Genomic DNA, 18,691 nt, shown 5'->3' with positions numbered 1-18,691 from the left:
CCCCTGACGCCGAGGAGCAGCCGTGCCAGAGCCCGCCACGGACGCGGTACCCGTACCCGATGTCCCCGGGAGGCCGGGAGCCGCGCGCGCCATGCCCGCGGACGCGGCGGAGGCGACCGACATCCTGCCCGCCGCCGTGCCCTACCCGTCCCGTACGGCCCCGCCGAGCCCGGGTCACCAGGCCGCGTCCAGGCCGGGCTCACCTGCCGGACGGGCGCCCGGGGCCCCCGCCAGGACCGCCGTCGATGGGTCGGCCGATCACGGTGAGGACGCCGTGCTGCCGTACGGCGTGCCGGGCAAGCCGCTGGCGCGGGGGCCGTTCCTCTGGGGCCTGACGGCGGCGCTCGGCGTGCTCACCGCGTGGGCGCTGGCCCAGGCGCTTATCAGCTCTCGCAGCGTGATCGTGCTGATCGTGGTGGCCGCGTTCCTCGCGGTCGGGCTCAACCCGGTCGTGGAGATCCTCCAGAGGCGGGGGCTCCCCCGGCGCTGGGCCATCTCGATCGTGTTCCTCGGGGTGATCGCGCTCTTCGTGCTGTTCGGGCTGGCGATCGTGCCGCCGGTCAGCCAGGAGTCCAGCGACTTCGTCAGCGCCGTGCCGGGATACGTCGAGTCCCTGATGGCGAACCCCACGATCAAGCAGCTGGACACCGACTACCAGATCATCGCCAACATCCAGACCTACATCACCAGCGGCGGCCTCGGCGCGACCGTGGCCGGCGGCATCCTGGGCGCGGGGGCGGTCGTGCTCGACGCGTTCTTCTCCGGGTTCACCCTGCTGGTGCTGACGCTCTACTTCCTCGGGTCGCTTCCCGTGATCAAGGAGTACCTGCTCCTGCTGGTGCCCGCCAGCCGCCGCCCCCGCACGCGGGCCATCGGCGACGAGATCCTCTCGGGCATCGGCGGCTACGTGGCGGGCAACGTGCTGATCTCGGTGATCGCGGGCGGCCTGTCCTGGCTGTTCCTGACGATCGCCGGGGCCAAGTACGCGCTGGCGCTGGCGCTGGTCGTGGCGGTCACCGACCTCATCCCGCTGGTGGGCGCGACGGTGGGCGCGGTGCTGGTGTCCGCCGTCGGGTTCCTCCAGTCGGGCACGCTGGGCATCGCCTGCGTCATCTTCTTCGTGGTCTACCAGCAGATCGAGAACTACGTGATCTACCCGCGCGTGATGAGCAGGTCGGTGGACGTGGCCCCGGCCGTGTCGGTGATCGCCGCCCTGTTCGGCGGCGCCCTGCTCGGAGCGGTGGGCGCGCTGCTGGCCATCCCGGTCGCCGCCGCGGTCGCGCTCATCGTCCGCGAGGTGGTCCTCCCCCGGCAGGCCCAGCTCTAGACGCCCGCGGATCAGGTGGCGGTGACGCCTCCGTCGATGAACAGCACCTGCCCGGTCATGTACGACGAAGCCGGACTGGCCAGGAAGACCGCCGGGTGGGCCATCTCCTCGGGGGTGCCCCAGCGGCCCATGGGCACCGACGAGATGGTGGCCCGGCTGGCGTTCTCGTCCTCCCAGAGGCTGCGGTTCAGGTCGGTGGCGGTCCAGCCCGGGCACAGGGCGTTGACGCGGACGCCGTTGCCGGCCCACTCCAGGGCGAGGCTCTTGGTGAGGGCGACCAGGCCGGCCTTGGCCGCGGCGTACGGGGCCATGAAGGGGGCGCCCTGGGCGGCGACGGACGCGACGTTGATCACCGAACCGCCCCCGCGCTCCAGCAGGTGCGGCGCGACGGCGTGGCACACCGCCATGGCCGAGTCGAGGTTGAGCCTCATGAGCTTGTCCCACCCGGACAGCCGCAGGTCCTTGAAGGGGACGATGAAGTTCGAGCCGCCCGCGTTGTTCACGACGATGTCGAGGTGGCCCAGGCTCTCGATCGCTTCCCGCACGGCCGCGCCCGCCGCCTCCCTGTCCGTGAGGTCGCAGGGGATGGCGTACGCCCGGCGGCCGAGGGCCTCGACCTCCTTGACCACCTCCGCCAGGGTCTCGGGCGACCGCGCGACCAGCGCGACATCGGCGCCCGCCTCAGCGTAGGCCAGGGCGATCGCCCGCCCGATGCCCCGGGACGCACCGGTGACGAGCGCGTTGCGCCCGGAAAGATCAAACGCCTGCACGGCGGCCTCCTCGCTAGAACCGAACAAGATTCTATGGGTCCGCGCCGCCCGGCGTCACGCTTCGGTGGGCAAGGGGCAGGCCGCCGGGTTCACCCGCTTGACGATCTCGTTCAGCACGATGCGCACGTAGGGCTCGCCGACCCACAGGTGCTTGGCGTTGTCCACGCCCACCACCTCGGCCTGCGGGACCCTGGCGAAGCGCCGCCGCGCCTCCTCGGGCCTGAGGTAGTCGTCGAACTCCGGCACCAGCGCGACCAGCGGGCGCCCGAACTCCGCCCAGGCGTCCAGGTCGGCGTCCCCGGCGCGGTTCAGGGGAGGCGAGAGCAGGACCGCGCCCTGCACGAGTGGATCGTGCCCCCACTTCAGCGCCAGCTCGGTGCCGAACGACCAGCCGAGCAGCCAGGGGTTCGGCAGGTCGTGGAACTCGGCGTACTCGAGGGCCGCCGCCACGTCGAACCGCTCCGCCTCGCCGTCGTCGAAGGCCCCCTCGGACTTGCCCCGGTCGGAGGCGGTGCCCCGGGTGTTGAAGCGCAGCACCGCGATGCCGGCGAGGGCGGGCAGCCGGTAGGCGGCCTTGCGCAGCACGTGGCTGTCCATCATGCCCTCGGCCGTCGGGAGCGGGTGGAGGCAGATGAGCGTGGCCACCGGGCGCCCCTCGGGAGGCAGCGCCAGCTCACCCACCAGCGTCAGCCCGTCGGCGGTGTGCAGCTCGATGTCCTCCCGTACGGCGGGCAGGACCGTCGACGAGCGAATCTCCAATGCCGGCTCCTCAAAATAGCGGTCTGTCGTTGGCGGCCCCGGGGCGTGAGCCGTTCAGTAGCGGGAGCGGCCGGGGCCCCGGTCGACGCGCTTGCTCCAGCAGGCGGTGTGCCAGTGACGGCGCTCACCCTCGCCACCGGTCCAGTTGGGCCAGCTGACGACGTGCGGCAGGCCCGGCCGGATCTCGTGGTCGCAGCCAGGGCACCTGTACACCTTCTCGGTGCTCGCGCCCGAGACCCTGCGCACCTTCCACTCGCCGTCCGGCCAGTCCTCTACCCGTTCCATCCCGCGGAGAACGCCGTCCAGGGGACGAGCGGGCTCGCCGCGCCGGCCCTTTCCCGAAGAGTCGATACGGCGGGCTCGGCGGGGGCTCATAACATCACAAACATCGATGTAAAGGGTGTTCTTCCGTCACCGGCCCCGAATGCTCGTCACCCCGGCGGTCACCAGGCGGTCGAGCAGCGGAGCTGGCGCGAAGGAGGGCTCGCGGTACTCGGCGTAGAGCGCCCGCAGACCGTCGCGCACGGTGGAGAGCCCGATGGCGTCCAGCGTCTCGAACGGCCCGGCGGGGTAACCGCAGCCGAGCCTCATCGCGGTGTCGATGTCCTCGATGGAGGCGTATCCCGAGTCGTACATGCGCACGGCGTCGTTGAGATAGGGATACAGCAGCGCGTCGACCACGAACCCGGCGCGGTCGGCGCACGGCACCGGGGTCAGCCCGAGCACCTTGACGAGGTCGTGCGCGGCCAGGGCCACCTCGGGCGAGGTGAGCGCCGTCGACACCAGCTCGGCCACGTCGCCCCCCACCAGGTGGAGCCCGACCAGGCGCTCGGGGCGCGGGAGCCCTGCGGCGTGCTCGACGACCGGGGTGCTGGACAGCGCGATCACCACGTCGGCGTCGTGCGCCTCACCCCGCTTGAACCCCGCGGCGGCGAGCCTGGACGACAGCTCCTCGGCGCCCTCCCCCATGACGCAGACCGACGCCACGCCCATCTTGACCGGGAACTCCGAGGCGGCCCGCGCGGGCGCCCCTTCGTAGTCGTGGAAGCCCCGCCCGCTCTTGCGCCCGAGCAGCCCGGCGGTGACCAGCTCGCGCAGGATGGGGGCCGGCGCGTGCACGCGGTCGCGGCTCTCCTGGAAGAGCACCTCGCAGACCTCGTGCGAGGTGTCCAGCCCGATGAGGTCGAGCAGCGCGAACGGCCCCATGGGAAGGCCGGCGCCGAGCTTCATCGCGGTGTCGATGTCGTCCCGCGATGCCACGCGGCGCTCCAGCAGCGTCGCGGCGTGGTTGAGGTAACCGAGGAGCAGCCGGTTGACCACGAACCCGGCCCGGTCGCCCACGGTCACCGGGGTCTTGCCGAGGCGCCGGGCGAGCGCGGCGACGTCGTCCGCGAGCCCGTCTTCCGTGACCACCGTGTGGACGACCTCGACGAGCTTCATCACCGGGGCGGGGTTGAAGAAGTGCATGCCGATGACCTGACCGGGGCGGGAGGTCGTGGCCGCGATCGCGGTGACCGAGAGGGACGAGGTGTTCGTCGCCAGCACGGTGCCGGGCCCGCAGATGCGGTCGAGGTCGGTGAACAGGGCGCGCTTGTAGTCCATGACCTCGGGGATCGCCTCGATCACCAGGTCGGCGCCGCCCAGGTCGTCCAGGGCGCCCGTGAAGGTCACCCGGCCGACGATCTCGTCGCGCTCGGCCGCGGTCAGCTTGCCCCGGCTCACCGCCCTGTCGGTGGACCTGCGGATGTGCCCCCGGCCGCGCTCCAGCGCCTCCGCGTCGACCTCCACGCCGATCACGCTCAGCCCGGCGCGGGCGAACACCTCGGCGATGCCCGCACCCATGGTGCCGAGCCCGACGACTCCGACGGTCTTGAACGCGCGCGCCATCCTGCCCTCCCTGTCCCGTTGCCCGCCAGTCTCCCAGAGGGCTCGCCGTCATCCCAAACGCCCCCCGCAGTACCCACGCAGGGCCTCCCGCCCGGCACCTTCGAAGACCGCCCGGCCCGGCCGGGGCGGGGGGGTTGGCGGTCATGCGGCTGGTCATCGCGCGATGCAGCGTGGATCACGTGGGGTTCTGGGAAGGGGCAGGAGGGCGGCGCACACATTCAGCGCGCTCTCGCCCTCGACCATAACCCCTGCTCATGGGGGGTAATGGGGGTAGTTAGTTCACAACCGCCGATCAGGTAGGTCTCACGAAAGGCCCCTTTGTGGGCCCTTCAGGTTGATCACCGCGAGGGTGCCCGCGGAGGCCGCCGCGATCCCCAGGGCGATCGACAGGCCGGACGCCAGTGAGTAGTACTCCAGCCATCCGGCGCTCCACGCGTAGAAGGGCGTCATGATCGCGTAGTAGGCGACGGCTGCGGTGGCCGTACCGATCGCCCAAACCCGCAGCCGGGTAGCGCCCCGCACCGCGCTCACGATCATGCTCGTCGCGCCGACGGGCACCAGCACTATGGCGAAGAGTACGGCGAACGGGTTGAACAAGATCGGCGTGTTCACCCCCGAATAAAACGACCAGACTCCCACCCACAGCATCAGCGCGGCCACGGCGAAGCCGAACCTTCGCACGCCGCATCCGAGCGCCACAAGTCCCGCCGCCAGGGCCGCCAGCAGCGCCGCCATGGGGACGGAGTCCTCGTATCTCCCCGGCGCCGTCAGTGACACCGCGCTCCCGGAATCGAACCCCTTCTCCGCCCAGCCCAGCCGGTGCCAGGCACCCGAGATGTCCCGCAGGGCGATCCCGTCCGCACCGTTGGCGACGACCACGACGTATCCGCCAGGGAGCTTCTGGATCGCGATCCCCAGGGACGCGACGGCCTCGGCGTCCTCAGGGCTCTCAGGTGCGTACGCTCTCGCCAGTCGATCTTGGTCGCTGGGAGAGATCTCCCACGCGGTCACCCACTGGCCATTCCTGGACTCCTCGACCTTGAGCTTGGCGGGGACGATCCGGTAACAGCGGTCCGGTTGGCCGGGCACGCAGGCCGACGTCCTCGGAAGGGGAGGCACTTGGACCACCCAGCTCAACCACGAACTCCCGGCATCGCTGGAGGCGTAGCCCCTCTCAGCGGGCCCCGCTGACAGGCCCCCGCGGGTCGCAACGACGATCATGCCGTCGATCACGTCGACCGCATAGGCGCTGTACGGCTTGACGATCTCCACCTGGCCTGTCGCCGCTACGGCCAGCACGGTGACGGGAATCACGACCACGGCCCGTGCCAGCCGTACGGCTCGCGCTTCGGGGTGGTTCCAGGTCCACCAGGTGACATACAGGGCGGGAAGGGCGATGAGGTCGGTGGGGTCGGCCAGGACCTGGGATGGGCCCCAGACGAGGGTCCAGGCTTCCGAGGCGAGGGCGGCGCCAATGGCGGTGGTCTTGACCAGGGTGAAGGCCGCGCCGGTGAGCAGTACGGATACGCGGGGGCGGCAGATGAACAGGTTGACCAGGAGCGGGGCGACGATCAGGCCGGCGACGTCGCTGAGCTTGCCGGTGACTGTGCCGGGCCACAGCGGCTTGAAGAGGTGGTCGTTGAGCAGCAGGAGTACCACGGCGATGACGGTCAGGGGGTGACCGAGCCAGGCCAGGGCCGAATTCCTCATGCCTGGAGAGATGAGACGAAGTCACGTGTTGTTCGCCCCGCTCCGCATTCGTGATCAAGCTGCCGCCGGGCCTAAATGTACGGCCCATCGGCTCGCCACAGCGGTGGCCGTGCCGAGGAGAGGGGCCCTGGGCATCCTCGTCACCCTGACCGCGGCGACGACCTCCCTCGGGGTCCCGAACAAGTACCCGCGCTGGTACGCCAACGACCTGGGCAAGGGGAGCCTCTTCCTCACCGCCCCCTGGTGCGCCACCTTCGTGGCCTGGGCCGCCGATGAGGCAGGTGTACGGGCCAAGGTTGGGACCGACGCCCGGCCCCCATAGGCAACAGCTAGGCTGGCTCGATGCGCCTAGTGATCGCTCGATGCTCAGTTGACTACGTCGGCCGCCTGTCTGCGCATTTGCCCTCCGCCCTCCGTTTGGTGATCTTGAAAGCGGACGGTTCGGTGTCCATCCATGCGGACGACCGGGCCTTCAAGCCGCTCAACTGGATGAACCCACCGTGCAAGGTGCGCGAGGAAGAAGGCACCTGGACCGTCACGCACGGCAAGACGGGCGAGAAGCTCATCCTGACGATGGAGGAGATCCTCCACGACTCCTCCCACGAGCTCGGCGTCGACCCCGGGCTGCAGAAGGACGGCGTCGAGGCTCACCTCCAGGAGCTGCTGGCGGAGCACATCCACACCCTCGGCGACGGCTGGAGCCTGATCCGCAGGGAGTACCCCACGGCGATCGGCCCGGTCGACATCCTCTGCCGCGACCAGCTCGGCGGCACCGTCGCCATCGAGATCAAGCGGCGCGGCGACATCGACGGGGTCGAGCAGCTCACGCGCTACCTGGAGCTGCTCAACCGCGACACGCTGCTCGCGCCGGTCAAGGGCATCTTCGCGGCCCAGGAGATCAGGCCGCAGGCGCGGGTGCTCGCCACCGACCGTGGCATCGGCTGCGTGACCCTCGACTACGACGCCCTCCGCGGCATCGAGCGCACCGACACGCTCTTCTGACCGCAGCGCTCACGGTTCGGGCGGCTCTCAGAGCCGAGCGCCGCGGTCCCCGCAGCGAAGATCATGGTGATTTCCTCCGGTTTGCCCCCGGAGTTCCCTCGTGCGCCACCAAAGTGCCACGTGGGACCAGCAGTGTGCTTGAGGTTTTCGGCAAGCCTTTGGAGTGCACACATGGATCATCATCCCGAACCCGGCGGAGTCGGGCGCCGCGCCCTGCTGCAGGCGGCGATCGCCGCCCCCGTCGCGGCGGCCGCCTCGACCACCGCGCTGGGCGCCACGCCGGCGTACGCCTCGTCGAACCGGCCCGGCCGCTTCGACGAGGACAGCCCTCGTTTCGCGGTCGCCGTGCTACCGGACACCCAGTACCTCTTCGACGAGGACAGTTCCGACCCGGCCCCGCTGCGGGAGACGTTCCGCTACCTGGTCGAGGAACGCAAGTCAGGAAATGTCGCTTTTATGACGCATCTTGGCGACGTGACCGAGCATGGCAGCGAGCACGAGATCGAACTCGCGGGCGACACGTTCCGGAGCATCGACGGAAAGGTGCCCTACAGCGTCCTCGCCGGCAACCACGACATCCGATCGTCCACGGACGACCAGCGTGGCGACTCGGCCTACCTGCGGGCCTTCGGTCCGCATCGCTTCGCCAAGGCGCCGACGTTCGGCGGCGCGTCTCCGGACGGCTACAACAGCTACCACGTCGTGCACGCCGCCGGTCGCCGATGGCTCGTGCTGGCGCTGGACTGGCGGATCTCGGACAGAGGGCTGGGATGGGCACAGGGCGTCATCGACGCCAACCGGACGCTTCCCGTCATCCTCACCACGCACGAGCTCGCCTGGGCGGACGACTCCGGACAGGCCTATCTCTCTGACTACGGGCAAAGACTGTGGGATCGGTTCGTCCGCCGCAATGACCAGATCTTCCTCACCCTCAACGGCCACTACTGGCCGCCGGGACGCACGGTCCTGAAGAACGACGCGGGCAACGAGGTCCACGTCCACATCACCAACTACCAGGACCGCTACTACGGCGGCGCCGCGATGATCCGTCTCTACACGTTCGACCTCGTACGCAAGGTGATCGACGTCGAGACGTTCTCGCCCTGGCTTCTGGCCCGCGACCCGGGGCGGCGGGCGCCGCTGGAGGCCGAGACGCTCGAACTGACCGGCCCCGCGGACCGGTTCAGCCTCGAGATCGACTTCGACGAGCGCTTCAAGGGCTTCGCCCCGCGCTTGCTCCCCGCGCCGCGGCCGGCCGCCGCGGTGATGCCGAAGGGCACCGTGGCGTACTGGCGATTCGACGAGTCCGGCATCCAGGGAACCGGGCGAGACGGCGGCGTGATCGCCGACGGCACCGTGGCGCGCGATCTCACCGGCAGGGGGAACGATCTCACCGTGGGCCGGCTGCATTCCAGCTCCCCTGAGGTCCTGACGTGGTCGTCCGGACATCACGAAGGGCAGCCGGCGCACGCGAGCCTTCGCTTCGACGGGGGGAAGAACCCTGATCGCGGCGCGGTGCTGAGAACGGCGGCGAACGCGCCGATCAACAGCACGAAGTTCGAGTCCGGCTACACGATCGAGGCGTTCGTCAAGCTTCCCGAGCCGTTCGAGGGCGACCACGCCTGGATGGGCATTCTGAGCTGGGAGGGACGCAACGGCGATGCGGGGAAGACGAGCGGCTGGTCACCGGACGAGCCGACCTGCAGCCTGAACCTCTCCCCCGAGCGGTTCCTGCAGTACGTCGTCTACCCCCTGCACCGTGACGCGGACCCAACCTCGTGGAGCCATGCCCTGCCCATCGGACGATGGATGCACATCGCGGTGGTCAACGACAAACGGCGCACCGTGATCTACGTCGACGGCTCGAAGATCGCCCGCAATCCGACCCAGGAGTCGAACGGCATCACCACGCTGGGCAAGCCCTTCACCATCGGCGGCACCCAGTTCGCGGAGCAGTACGGCCAGGGCTTCTACGGCTGGATCGGTGATGTGCGCATCATGTCGCGCGCGCTGAGCCCCCGCGAGTTCCTGGTGCCGTTCGCCTGAGCCCGCTCGGTCCGCGGCCGGCTCATCTGACGCCGCCCGCCGGCCTGCAGGGCGTGCCTTCCCGCGCGGAAGGCACGCCCGTACGGCCCGGCGGCGCCGATCGGCTACCAGTGCCGGCCCGTTTGGAGGTCACCGGCGTGCGGGGCCGACAGGTGCAGGACGGTGTAGCGGTCCGCGGCGGCGTCGTCGGGGACGGCGTCCCGCCAGAGGGTGAAGTGGACGAGCTCCCACCGCCGGGGATCGATCGCGAGCGCCGTCGAGTGCACCCCCGGGCTCCTCGCCTGATCCTTCAGGCCCGCGATCGCCCGGCCGAGGACGGCCGCGGGGTCGGCGCCGGGCGCGATGCGCTCGGCGGCGCGGGTGGCCGCGGACGGCGCCACCGCCCAGGCGGGCCCGCGCTCGAAGGCGACGCCCGTCCAGTGCTGGACGGCCGGCCGGCCGAAGTCGGCGCTGAGGCCCCGGAACCCGTCGCCCCACAGGAAGCCGTTCATGCCGGTCAGGGAGGTCCACAGATAGAACGGGGCGTACTGGTTGACCGGCGAGCCGCCGGCGCCGCGCTCGCGAACGGCGTACGCCTTCAGCCCGAGCCCGGGAAACGTGTCGAGAGCCGCTCCTTTGGTGGCTACCCGGTGGCGGATTATGGCCATGTCGTAATCGGCGGGCAGCGTTATCTCGTACTGCATGGCGTGCATGAGAACCTTCCGGTCGAATCCGCTTCAGCGGGCCTGCGAGGAGAGCAGCGCGAGCACACCCCTGATCGCCTGGTCGAACGGCTCCGCGGACCCGGCGGCCCGCGCCAGCACGTAACCTCCCTGCAGCACCGCCACGATCGTCGCGGCCGTCTCGGCGGGCACGAGCCCGCGCGGGAGCTCCCCGCGCGCCTGACCCTCGGCGAGCACCTCCGCGAGGCGCCCGCGCAACCACCCGAGGGTCTCGTCGAGCGGCGCGCGCAGGCTCTCGCTGGCGATCACGTCGGGATCCTGGGTCAGCCGCCCGATGGGGCAGCCGCGCAGCACCTCGCGCTCGCGGAGCAGGTAGGCGGAGACGCGCTCGACCGCGCCACCGGGAGCGGAGAGCTGCGCCTCCGCCTTCGCCCGCATCTCCTCGGCGCTGCGCCGCACCGCCGCCAGCGCGAGGCCGGGCTTGCCGCTGAAGTGGTGGTACATGCTGCCCTGCCCGACCCCGGCGCGCTGCTGGATCGCCTTCGGGCTGGTGCCCACGTAGCCGCGCTCCCAGAGAAGCTCCTGGGTGCTCTGGATCAACCGCTCCGCCGTGTCCATGATCCGAGTGTACATACTAGTAGGTACAATCCACCACGGCCTCCCGGTAAGTAGCTGTCCGACTACTCCGAGAATTTGTGGAAAACAAATGCAACGCTTCGGGTGCCGTCGATCGTCTAGATCATGAAAGCGGGGGCTGGTAAGGGGCGCTCTAACCGAATTCTTACCTGCCGAGGTGATGGGACTTACTACTCTCACCTCGAATTAAGCATGCTCCCGGCGATCCATGGCATATGACACACGAGGGGCATAACCATGACGTCACCCGGCAAGGAGTCTTCAGCGTGTTAGCGAGGGCACGGCAGGCTTTCGCCCGCGCGGCCCTAGGGCTGCTCGAGTTGGTCAACGGGAGGAGGGCACGCAGGGCGCCGGCACGCGGCACGGGGACCGTCCGGATCCTGCTGCTGCACGCCTACGGCATGGGAGGCACGATCCGCACCGTGCTCAATCTCGCCGCCTACCTGTCACGGGAGCGCGAGGTGGAGATCGTCAGCCTCGTCCGCACGGCCGAGGAGCCGTTCTTCGAGCTGCCTCCCGGGGTGAAGGTCTCCTTCCTGGACGACAGGACCGTCCCGCGCGGCCGGATCGCGGAGTTCCTCTCGCGCCGCCCCAGCAGGCTGGTGCCCGAGGAGGAGAAGGCCTATCTCAGCATGAGCCTGCTGACGGACCTGAGGCTGGTCCGCTTCCTGCGGTCACTGCGAGGTGGCGTGGTCATCGGGACGCGGCCGGGGTTCAACCTGATCATGAGCCTGTTCGCGCCGCCGGAGGTTCTCACCATCGGCCAGGAGCACGTCACCCTGGAGTCCCACGGGCCCGGCCTCCAGGCCCAGATCAAGAGGCGGTACGGCAGGCTAGACGCGTTCACCACGCTCACCGAGGCCGATCTGAAGCAGTACGCCAAGATGCTGAGGTCCCATCCGCCCAAGCGCCTGCTGCGCGTCCCGAACGCCATCCCCGACCTCGGGGGCGACATCTCGTCCCTGGACGAGAAGGTCGTCACCGGCATCGGCCGCATCGTGTGGGCCAAGGGATTCGACCGGCTGGTCAACGCCTGGAAGACCGTGGCGGAGGCGCATCCCGACTGGGTGCTGCGCATCTACGGAGGCGGCACGCCCGAGCGTGAGGAGAAGCTCCAGACCCGCATCGACAAGGCGGGGCTCTCGGACAAGGTCTTCCTGATGGGCAGCACCCCGGAGATCGGCGCCGAGCTGGCCAAGTCCTCGATCTACGCCGTGAGCTCGCGCTACGAGGGGTTCGGCATGACGATCCTGGAGGCGATGAGCAAGGGGGTGCCGGTGGTCAGCTTCGACTGCCCGCACGGCCCGAGGGAGATCATCACCCACGAGCACGACGGCCTGCTCGTCCGCTCCAAGAAGGCCGCCGCGCTCGGCGAGGGCATCCGCCGCCTCATCGAGGACGAGGAGCTCCGCCGCACGCTCGGCGCGAACGCCGTGGGCACCGCCGCCAACTACGACCTCGACGTCATCGGCGCCCAGTGGACGGCCCTGCTGGCGGACCTCGACGAGTCCGAGCCGAGGTCCCCGGACTGCTCCCTCGGCACCCCCGCGTAGCACGCGTGTCCACCGAACGGTGGACAGAGGGGTCGGCCCCTCGATGGTGCCGCGCGAGCCGTACGGGCACGATGATCGAGGCATGACGCAGACAGCGGTGATGGCCCGGGGCCTCACCAAGCGGTACGGCGACGTGCGGGCGGTGGACGGTGTCGACCTGGAGATCCAGGCGGGCGAGGTGTTCGCCATCCTTGGCCCGAACGGCGCCGGGAAGTCGACCACGGTCGAGATCCTGGAGGGCTACCGCAAGCGGGACGCCGGCGAGGTGAGCGTGCTCGGCATCGACCCCCAGCACCCGACCCGGCTCTGGCGCAGCCGGGTCGGCATCGTGCTCCAGACGGCGAACGACACGGCCGAGTTGACGGTCCGCGAGACCGTCCGCCACTTCGCCGGCTACTACCCGAACCCCAGGGACCCCGACGAGGTGATCGCCAGGGTGGGGCTGACGGAGAAGGCCGGCAATCGCGTCCGGCAGCTCTCCGGCGGTCAGCGACGGCGGGTGGACGTGGCCTTGGGCGTGGTCGGCAACCCTGAGCTGCTGTTCCTGGACGAGCCGACGACCGGCTTCGACCCCGAGGCACGGCGCGGGTTCTGGGACCTGGTCGAGAGCCTGGCGCACGACGGCACGACGATCGTGCTCACCACGCACTACCTCGACGAGGCCGAGGCCCTCGCCGACCGCGTCGCGGTCATCGCGGAGGGCCGCATCGTGGCCGAGGACCGGCCCGCCACATTAGGGGGACGCGCGACCGCCAAGGCCCGGGTGAGCTGGCTCGACGAGGGAGACCGCAAGCATCTCGACACCGGCACCCCCACGAAGACGGTCATGGAGCTGACCCGCCGGTTCGACGGCGAGGTGCCCGAGCTGACCGTCACCCGCCCTTCCCTGGAGGACATCTACCTGGAGCTGATCGGCTCCCCCCACCCCCAAGCGCCCTCCCCCGAGGTATCCCCATGAGCGACGTCGTCACCGCCTCCACGGCCACCGCCGCGGCCCCCCATCGCCTCCCCTCGGTCGTCGCCCTCGGCTGGTCGAGGGGCGTCGCCGAGACGAGGATGTTCTTCCGCGAGAAGGACGCGGTCATCTTCACCTTCGCCTTCCCGATCATCCTGCTAGTGATCTTCGGGTCGATCTTCCAGGGAACGTTCGAGGGCAGCCCGGTCACCGTCTCGCAGGTCTACACCGCCGGCCTCATCGGTGCGGGGGTCATGAGCGCCAGCTTCCAGAACCTCGGCATCGGCATCGCCGTCGACCGGGACGACGGCACGCTGAAGCGCCTCGCCGGAACCCCCCTCCCGCGCAGCGCGTACTTCATCGGGAAGATCCTGAATGTCCTGGTGGTGGCCGTGCTGGAGGTCGCGATCCTGCTGGCCATCGGCGTGGTGGCGTACGACCTGACGCTTCCCGCCGAGCTGTTCCGCTGGGCCACCTTCACCTGGGTGTTCCTGCTCGGCATCACCGGCTCGGCGCTGCTGGGCATCGCGGTCAGCAGCCTGCCCCGGTCCGCGAGGAGCGCGACGGCGGTGATCAGCATGCCGTTCGTGGTGCTCCAGTTCATATCGGGAGTGTTCATCCCGTCGACCGAGCTCCCCGGATGGCTGCTCAATATCGCCTCGTTCTTCCCGCTGAAGTGGATGTGCCAGGGCTTCAGGTCGGTGTTCCTGGGCGACGCGGGGACCGCCCTGGAGGTGACGAAGTCCTACGAACTGGACCGCGTGGCCCTCGTCCTGGCAGCGTGGGCGGTCGGAGGTCTTGTCCTGTGCCTGACGACGTTCCGCTGGAAGAGCCGCCGCGACGGATGACGTCCCGCACACCGCCGCGGGTGTTCCGGGGCCCGGCCGCGGCGGGCCCCGGAAGCGCGAGGATCCACGCCTGGGAGGCCTTCCGCGGCTGGGAGATCCTCTTCCTGGTGGCCTTCCTGGTCACCATCGTGTTCGTGGTGATCGACGGCGACACCGAGGTGGCCACCAAGGTGGTCGCGATCGTCCTGCTGACCGTCTGCGCCACCGCCTACCTCGCCGTCGGCCGCCCGGTGATCAAGGGAGACGAGTACGACCTCCGGTCCGGGCTGGTCTACGCCGGCTTCGTCGTCGTCGCGTTCGTCCCGGCCACGATCATCGTCCCCGCCTCCTCCTTCGCGCTCTTCGCGCTCTGCCCGCAGGCGTTCATGCTCCTGCCTCCCCGGTGGGCGCTCGGGGCCGTGCTGACCCTCAACATCTCACCGGCCGTCCGCTTCCTGGTGCGGCCGGACCTCGACCTGGCCGGGGTCCTCACCTTCATCGCGACCAGCGCGATGAGCCTCACGGTGGCGCTGGTGTTCGGGCCCTGGATCACGCGCATCATCCACCAGAGCGCCGACCGGGCCGATCTCATCGACGAGCTTTCTGCCAGCCGGGCGGAGATCGAACGGCTCTCCCGCGAGCGCGGGGCCCTCGCCGAGCGCGAACGGCTGGCCGGCGAGATCCACGACACGCTGGCCCAGGGTTTCACCAGCATCATCATGCTCATCCAGGCCGCAGAGGCGCAGGCCGACCCGTCCAGGCACCTCGCGCTCGCCGTGCGCACCGCGAGGGAGAACCTCGAGGAGGCGCGCGGCCTGATCGCCGCGCTCAGCCCCGCGCCCCTCGACGGATCCACCCTCGACGAGGCGCTGCGCAGGATCACGGCCCGGCTGGGCGAGGAGCTGGGCATGCCCGCGAGCTTCGCGACCGAGGGCGCCTCACGCGCGCTGCCGCCCGGCATCGAGGTCGTCCTGATCCGGGCCGCCCAGGAGGGCCTGGCGAACGTGCGCAAGCACGCGGCGGCGTCCTCCGCCGGCGTCCGCCTGGAGTACGGGGAGCACGAGGTGGTGCTTCGCGTCCGCGACGACGGCTCGGGCTTCGGCGGCCCGGCCACCACCACCGGGTACGGCCTGCGCGCCATGCGCAGCCGGGTGGAGCAGGCGGGGGGCACCCTTGAGGTGGACAGCGCACCGGGACGCGGCACCGAGCTGACCGTAAGGCTTCCCCACGAGGAGTGTCTCCAGTGATACGCGTGCTGATCGTCGACGACCATCCAGTGGTACGAGAGGGCCTGCGCGGCATGCTGGAGGCCGATCCCGGCATCAGCGTGGCCGGGGAGGCCGGATCGGGCGACGAGGCGGTGGCGCGCGCCCGCGAGCTGCGCCCCGAGGTGATCCTCATGGACCTGCGCATGCCGGGAGGCGACGGTGTGGGGGCCATCGCGCGCATCCTGGCCGACCGCGCCGAGAGCCGGGTGATCGTCCTCACCACGTACGAGACCGACCAGGACATCGTGCGCGCGGTCGAGGCCGGTGCCGCCGGCTACCTGCTGAAGGACACGTCGCGGGCCGACCTGGTGGCGGCGGTCTTCGGCGCCGCGCGCGGCGAGACCGTCCTGTCCCCCTCGGTGGCGACGAAGCTGGTCACCCGGATGCGCGCCCCGGCGGCCGAGTCGCTGTCCAGGCGCGAGACCGAGGTGCTGGCGCTGGTCGCGCGTGGCCTGACCAACGCCGAGGTGGGCAAGGAGCTGTTCATCAGCGAGACGACGGTCAAGACCCACCTGTTGCGGATCTTCGGCAAGCTGGGCGTCTCCGACCGTACGGCCGCCGTCACCACGGCGCTCGGCCGCGGCCTCCTGTGACCGCGCGGCCACGGGTTCCAGTACGCGAGAGATGGTTTGCCCCGCAACGAGGGGGCTATGGTGGCCCCAGATCCCCTGGCGGGAAGCAGTGTGGTCCGGGAAGCGCGGCCGCGAGGGCCGAGAAGGAGACGCCATGTCAACGGCTACCGAGCAGCGCACCTTCGACTCCGTGAACCCTGCCTCCGGGGTCGTCGTGGGCACCCATCCCCTCCATGACGCCGAAGCCGTGCGGGCCGCCGTGGAGAGCGCGCGGGAGGCGGCCGTCTGGTGGGCGGGCCTCGGGTTCGAGCGGCGCAAGCGGCGGCTGCTCGACTTCAAGGCCGTCCTCACCCAGAACCTCACCCGCGTCGCCACGCTGATCCACGAGGAGACGGGCAAGCCGATCGGCGACGCCACCCTTGAGACGGTGCTCGCCATCACCCACCTCGACTGGGCGGCGCGCAACGCGCGCAAGGTCCTCGGCCCGCGCCGGGTCTCCACGGGCATGATCGGCATCAATCTCGCCGCCACCCTGGAGTACCTCCCGCTGGGCGTCGTCGGGGTGATCGGGCCGTGGAACTACCCCGTCTTCACCCCGATGGGCTCGATCGCGTACGCGCTCGCCGCCGGGAACGCCGTGGTCTTCAAGCCCAGCGAGCTCACTCCCGGGGTCGGCGCGCTCCTGGCCGAGTTGTTCGCGCAGAGCGTCCCTGAGCGCCAGGTGTTCCAGGTGGTCACCGGCCTCGGCGAGACCGGGGCCGCGCTCGCCGCGCACCCGGGCATTCGCAAGATCGCCTTCACCGGCTCGACCGCCACGGCCAAGCGGGTCATGGCCGCCTGCGCCGCCAACCTCACGCCGATGGTGGCCGAGTGCGGGGGCAAGGACGCGCTGATCGTCGACGCGGACGCCGACCTCGCCGCCGCAGCCGACGCGGCCGTCTGGGGCGCGATGTCCAACGCCGGCCAGACCTGCGTGGGCGTCGAGCGCGTCTACGTGGTGGAGCGCGTCTACGACGACTTCCTGCGCGAGCTCACCGAGCGGGCGCGGGCCGTGCGCGGCGGGGAGGACTACGGGCCGATCACCATGCCCGCCCAGACCGACATCATCCGGCGCCACGTCGACGACGCCCTCGCCAAGGGGGCGAAGGCCGTGGTGGGCGGCGCGGAGTCCGTCCGGCCCCCGTACGTCGACCCGGTGGTCCTCACCGACGTCCCCGAGGACTCCAGCGCGGTGCGGGAGGAGACCTTCGGGCCGACGATCACGGTGCGGAAGGTCGCCACGGTGGAGGAGGCGCTGGAGAAGGCCAACGCCGTCGCCTACGGCCTGGGCGGCACCGTCTTCTCGGGCAACGCGCGCCGGGCCATGGAGCTCGCCCGGGCGATGCTCACGGGCATGACGGCGATCAACTCCGTCATCTCCTTCGCGGGCGTGCCCTCGCTGCCGTTCGGCGGGGTGGGAGAGTCGGGGTTCGGGCGCATCCACGGCGCGGACGGGCTGCGCGAGTTCGCCCGGCCGAAGGCGATCTCCAGGCAGCGTTTCGCCATACCGGGAATGAATCTGACGTCCTTCAGCCGCACCCCCGCTGACCTGGACCGACTCGTGAAGGTGGTCACCTTCCTGCACGGCAGGCGCAAGAGCTAGTTGTCCCGATACTTCCCGAAAAACGATCTTGCGTCCATAATGATGGGTTCCTACGGGGCCAGCAGGACGCGAGGTGTGCAGTGGCGACGGGACGCGACTACCGGGGAATGACGGCGGAGCAGCGATTAGCCGACCGCAGGGAGCGGTTGCTCACCGCCGCGTACACGCTGTTCGCCGGCGCGGGTTTCACCGCGACCACGATCGAACGATTGTGCGCGGCCGCACGCATCTCGAACCGTGCCTTCTATGAATGTTTCACCGGCCGTGAGGACCTGATGCGAGCGGTCTACGACCGCTGCGTCGGCGAGACCCTCCTCTCGGTCGCCAAGGCCATCGGCGAGGCGCCTCCCGACGCGGACAGCAGGATCCAGGCGGGCATCAGCGAGTACATCACCTTCGTCACCCGCGACACCCGGCGCGCCCGGATCATGCACCTCGAGGTGCGGCGGGCCGGCGACATCCTCACCGCCCACCGGCAGCGCGCGGTGACGGGCTTCACCCAGATGATCGAGGAGACCCTGGGAGACCTCCCCGGCGGCCTTCCGCACCGGACCCACCTGCTCGCCCTGGGGATGGTGGGCGCGATCCAGGAGCTTCTGATCGAATGGGTCCTGGCACCCACCCCGCCGCCCCTGGAGCACCTCATCGAGACGGCCGTGCACATCTTCCGGCGCTCCTTCGGCTCCTGACCACCCGGGCTCCTCAGAGCCCTGATGAGGCGGCGGTCAGGCCACGGCGGCGGCAGGAAGCTCGACCGTGAGCACCCGGTGCAGCCGGGTGACGGCGAGCAGCCGCATGACGCGCGGGGGCACTCCCCGCAGGACCAGGCGGCGCTCCGCGCGCAGTGCGCGGCGATGCGTGCCCACGAGCACGCCGAGCCCGGTGGCGTCGATCATCTCCAGGCCGGACAGGTCGACGATCATGTCACCGTCGCCGGTGTCGACCGCCTCGTGCAGGCGAGGACGCAGCCTCGCGACCGTCCCCACGTCCAGACGCGACCCGACGCGGACCACCTGGTATCCCGGAACACTCCGGCGTGGCATGCCGCCTCCTCCTGTCCGGCGACCTTGACAGG

General features: G+C 70.4%; 19 protein-coding genes. 11 read left to right on the top strand and 8 right to left on the bottom strand.

Features of this window, described 5'->3' with window-relative positions:
- Positions 1-22 precede the first annotated feature (22 nt).
- Complete coding sequence (locus OG589_RS00860; protein ID WP_405145251.1) at positions 23-1,327, top strand: AI-2E family transporter; 1,305 nt, start codon at positions 23-25, stop codon at positions 1,325-1,327.
- An 11-nt stretch (positions 1,328-1,338) separates the two neighbouring features.
- Here OG589_RS00860 and OG589_RS00855 read toward each other — a convergent pair whose 3' ends face one another.
- From OG589_RS00855 to OG589_RS00835, 5 genes are all read right to left on the bottom strand, one after another.
- Positions 1,339-2,097, bottom strand: coding sequence for an SDR family NAD(P)-dependent oxidoreductase (locus OG589_RS00855; RefSeq protein ID WP_405145250.1), 759 nt, complete (start codon positions 2,095-2,097; stop codon positions 1,339-1,341).
- A gap of 54 nt (positions 2,098-2,151) precedes the next feature.
- The gene (locus OG589_RS00850; RefSeq protein ID WP_405145249.1) at positions 2,152-2,856 is read right to left on the bottom strand and encodes an alpha/beta hydrolase; all 705 of its coding nucleotides are present in this window, start codon (positions 2,854-2,856) and stop codon (positions 2,152-2,154) included.
- A 54-nt stretch (positions 2,857-2,910) separates the two neighbouring features.
- Positions 2,911-3,141 carry an ATP/GTP-binding protein gene (locus OG589_RS00845; protein WP_405145248.1) on the bottom strand — a complete coding sequence of 77 codons (231 nt, stop codon included), beginning with the start codon at positions 3,139-3,141 and terminating at the stop codon, positions 2,911-2,913.
- 126 nt (positions 3,142-3,267) lie between these two features.
- Entirely contained in the window at positions 3,268-4,743 is a 1,476-nt protein-coding gene (locus OG589_RS00840) for a 3-hydroxyacyl-CoA dehydrogenase family protein (RefSeq protein WP_405145247.1), read from the bottom strand.
- Positions 4,744-5,046: 303 nt separating this feature from the next.
- On the bottom strand, positions 5,047-6,453 hold the full coding sequence (locus OG589_RS00835; RefSeq protein WP_405145246.1) for a hypothetical protein: 1,407 nt from the start codon (positions 6,451-6,453) through the stop codon (positions 5,047-5,049).
- A gap of 109 nt (positions 6,454-6,562) precedes the next feature.
- Between OG589_RS00835 and OG589_RS00830 the strand changes: the two genes are divergently transcribed.
- The 3 genes from OG589_RS00830 (at position 6,563) to OG589_RS00820 (ending at position 9,501) form a co-directional block, all read left to right on the top strand.
- The gene (locus OG589_RS00830; protein WP_405145245.1) at positions 6,563-6,775 is read left to right on the top strand and encodes a hypothetical protein; all 213 of its coding nucleotides are present in this window, start codon (positions 6,563-6,565) and stop codon (positions 6,773-6,775) included.
- 20 nt (positions 6,776-6,795) lie between these two features.
- Positions 6,796-7,455, top strand: coding sequence for an endonuclease NucS (gene nucS, locus OG589_RS00825; RefSeq protein ID WP_405145244.1), 660 nt, complete (start codon positions 6,796-6,798; stop codon positions 7,453-7,455).
- A gap of 171 nt (positions 7,456-7,626) precedes the next feature.
- Positions 7,627-9,501: a LamG-like jellyroll fold domain-containing protein gene (locus OG589_RS00820; protein ID WP_405145243.1), complete on the top strand. Its 1,875-nt coding sequence runs from the start codon at positions 7,627-7,629 to the stop codon at positions 9,499-9,501.
- A gap of 104 nt (positions 9,502-9,605) precedes the next feature.
- Here OG589_RS00820 and OG589_RS00815 read toward each other — a convergent pair whose 3' ends face one another.
- Positions 9,606-10,184 (bottom strand): DUF4865 family protein, encoded by a 579-nt coding sequence (locus tag OG589_RS00815; RefSeq protein ID WP_405145242.1) that lies wholly within the window; start codon positions 10,182-10,184, stop codon positions 9,606-9,608.
- Between the two features lie 33 nt (positions 10,185-10,217).
- Positions 10,218-10,781, bottom strand: a complete 564-nt coding sequence (locus OG589_RS00810) for a TetR/AcrR family transcriptional regulator (RefSeq protein WP_405145241.1) — start codon at positions 10,779-10,781, stop codon at positions 10,218-10,220.
- Between the two features lie 284 nt (positions 10,782-11,065).
- Between OG589_RS00810 and OG589_RS00805 the strand changes: the two genes are divergently transcribed.
- The 7 genes from OG589_RS00805 (at position 11,066) to OG589_RS00775 (ending at position 18,305) form a co-directional block, all read left to right on the top strand.
- Complete coding sequence (locus OG589_RS00805; RefSeq protein ID WP_405145240.1) at positions 11,066-12,352, top strand: glycosyltransferase family 4 protein; 1,287 nt, start codon at positions 11,066-11,068, stop codon at positions 12,350-12,352.
- A gap of 82 nt (positions 12,353-12,434) precedes the next feature.
- The gene (locus OG589_RS00800; RefSeq protein ID WP_405145239.1) at positions 12,435-13,310 is read left to right on the top strand and encodes an ABC transporter ATP-binding protein; all 876 of its coding nucleotides are present in this window, start codon (positions 12,435-12,437) and stop codon (positions 13,308-13,310) included.
- A complete protein-coding gene (locus tag OG589_RS00795; RefSeq protein WP_405145238.1) occupies positions 13,307-14,155 on the top strand; it encodes an ABC transporter permease in 849 nt (282 codons plus the stop codon). The genes OG589_RS00800 and OG589_RS00795 overlap by 4 nt, the downstream gene beginning before the upstream one ends.
- Positions 14,152-15,381, top strand: coding sequence for a sensor histidine kinase (locus OG589_RS00790; RefSeq protein ID WP_405145237.1), 1,230 nt, complete (start codon positions 14,152-14,154; stop codon positions 15,379-15,381). The genes OG589_RS00795 and OG589_RS00790 overlap by 4 nt, the downstream gene beginning before the upstream one ends.
- Positions 15,378-15,995 carry a response regulator gene (locus OG589_RS00785; protein WP_405145236.1) on the top strand — a complete coding sequence of 206 codons (618 nt, stop codon included), beginning with the start codon at positions 15,378-15,380 and terminating at the stop codon, positions 15,993-15,995. Before OG589_RS00790 ends, OG589_RS00785 begins: the two co-directional genes overlap by 4 nt.
- 133 nt (positions 15,996-16,128) lie before the next feature.
- The gene (locus tag OG589_RS00780; RefSeq protein WP_405145235.1) at positions 16,129-17,616 is read left to right on the top strand and encodes an aldehyde dehydrogenase family protein; all 1,488 of its coding nucleotides are present in this window, start codon (positions 16,129-16,131) and stop codon (positions 17,614-17,616) included.
- An 80-nt stretch (positions 17,617-17,696) separates the two neighbouring features.
- Positions 17,697-18,305: a TetR/AcrR family transcriptional regulator gene (locus OG589_RS00775; RefSeq protein ID WP_405145234.1), complete on the top strand. Its 609-nt coding sequence runs from the start codon at positions 17,697-17,699 to the stop codon at positions 18,303-18,305.
- A gap of 36 nt (positions 18,306-18,341) precedes the next feature.
- Here the strand turns inward: OG589_RS00775 and OG589_RS00770 are convergent, their stop codons facing one another.
- Positions 18,342-18,659, bottom strand: coding sequence for an STAS domain-containing protein (locus OG589_RS00770; protein ID WP_405145233.1), 318 nt, complete (start codon positions 18,657-18,659; stop codon positions 18,342-18,344).
- Between the last annotated feature and the right edge of the window lie 32 nt (positions 18,660-18,691).

It is taken from the genome of Sphaerisporangium sp. NBC_01403, assembly GCF_045040145.1.
Taxonomy (GTDB): Bacteria; Actinomycetota; Actinomycetes; order Streptosporangiales; family Streptosporangiaceae; genus Sphaerisporangium; species Sphaerisporangium viridialbum.
The sequence above is the reverse complement of the archived record's forward strand: the minus strand, read 5'-3'. Positions and strand labels throughout refer to the sequence as shown.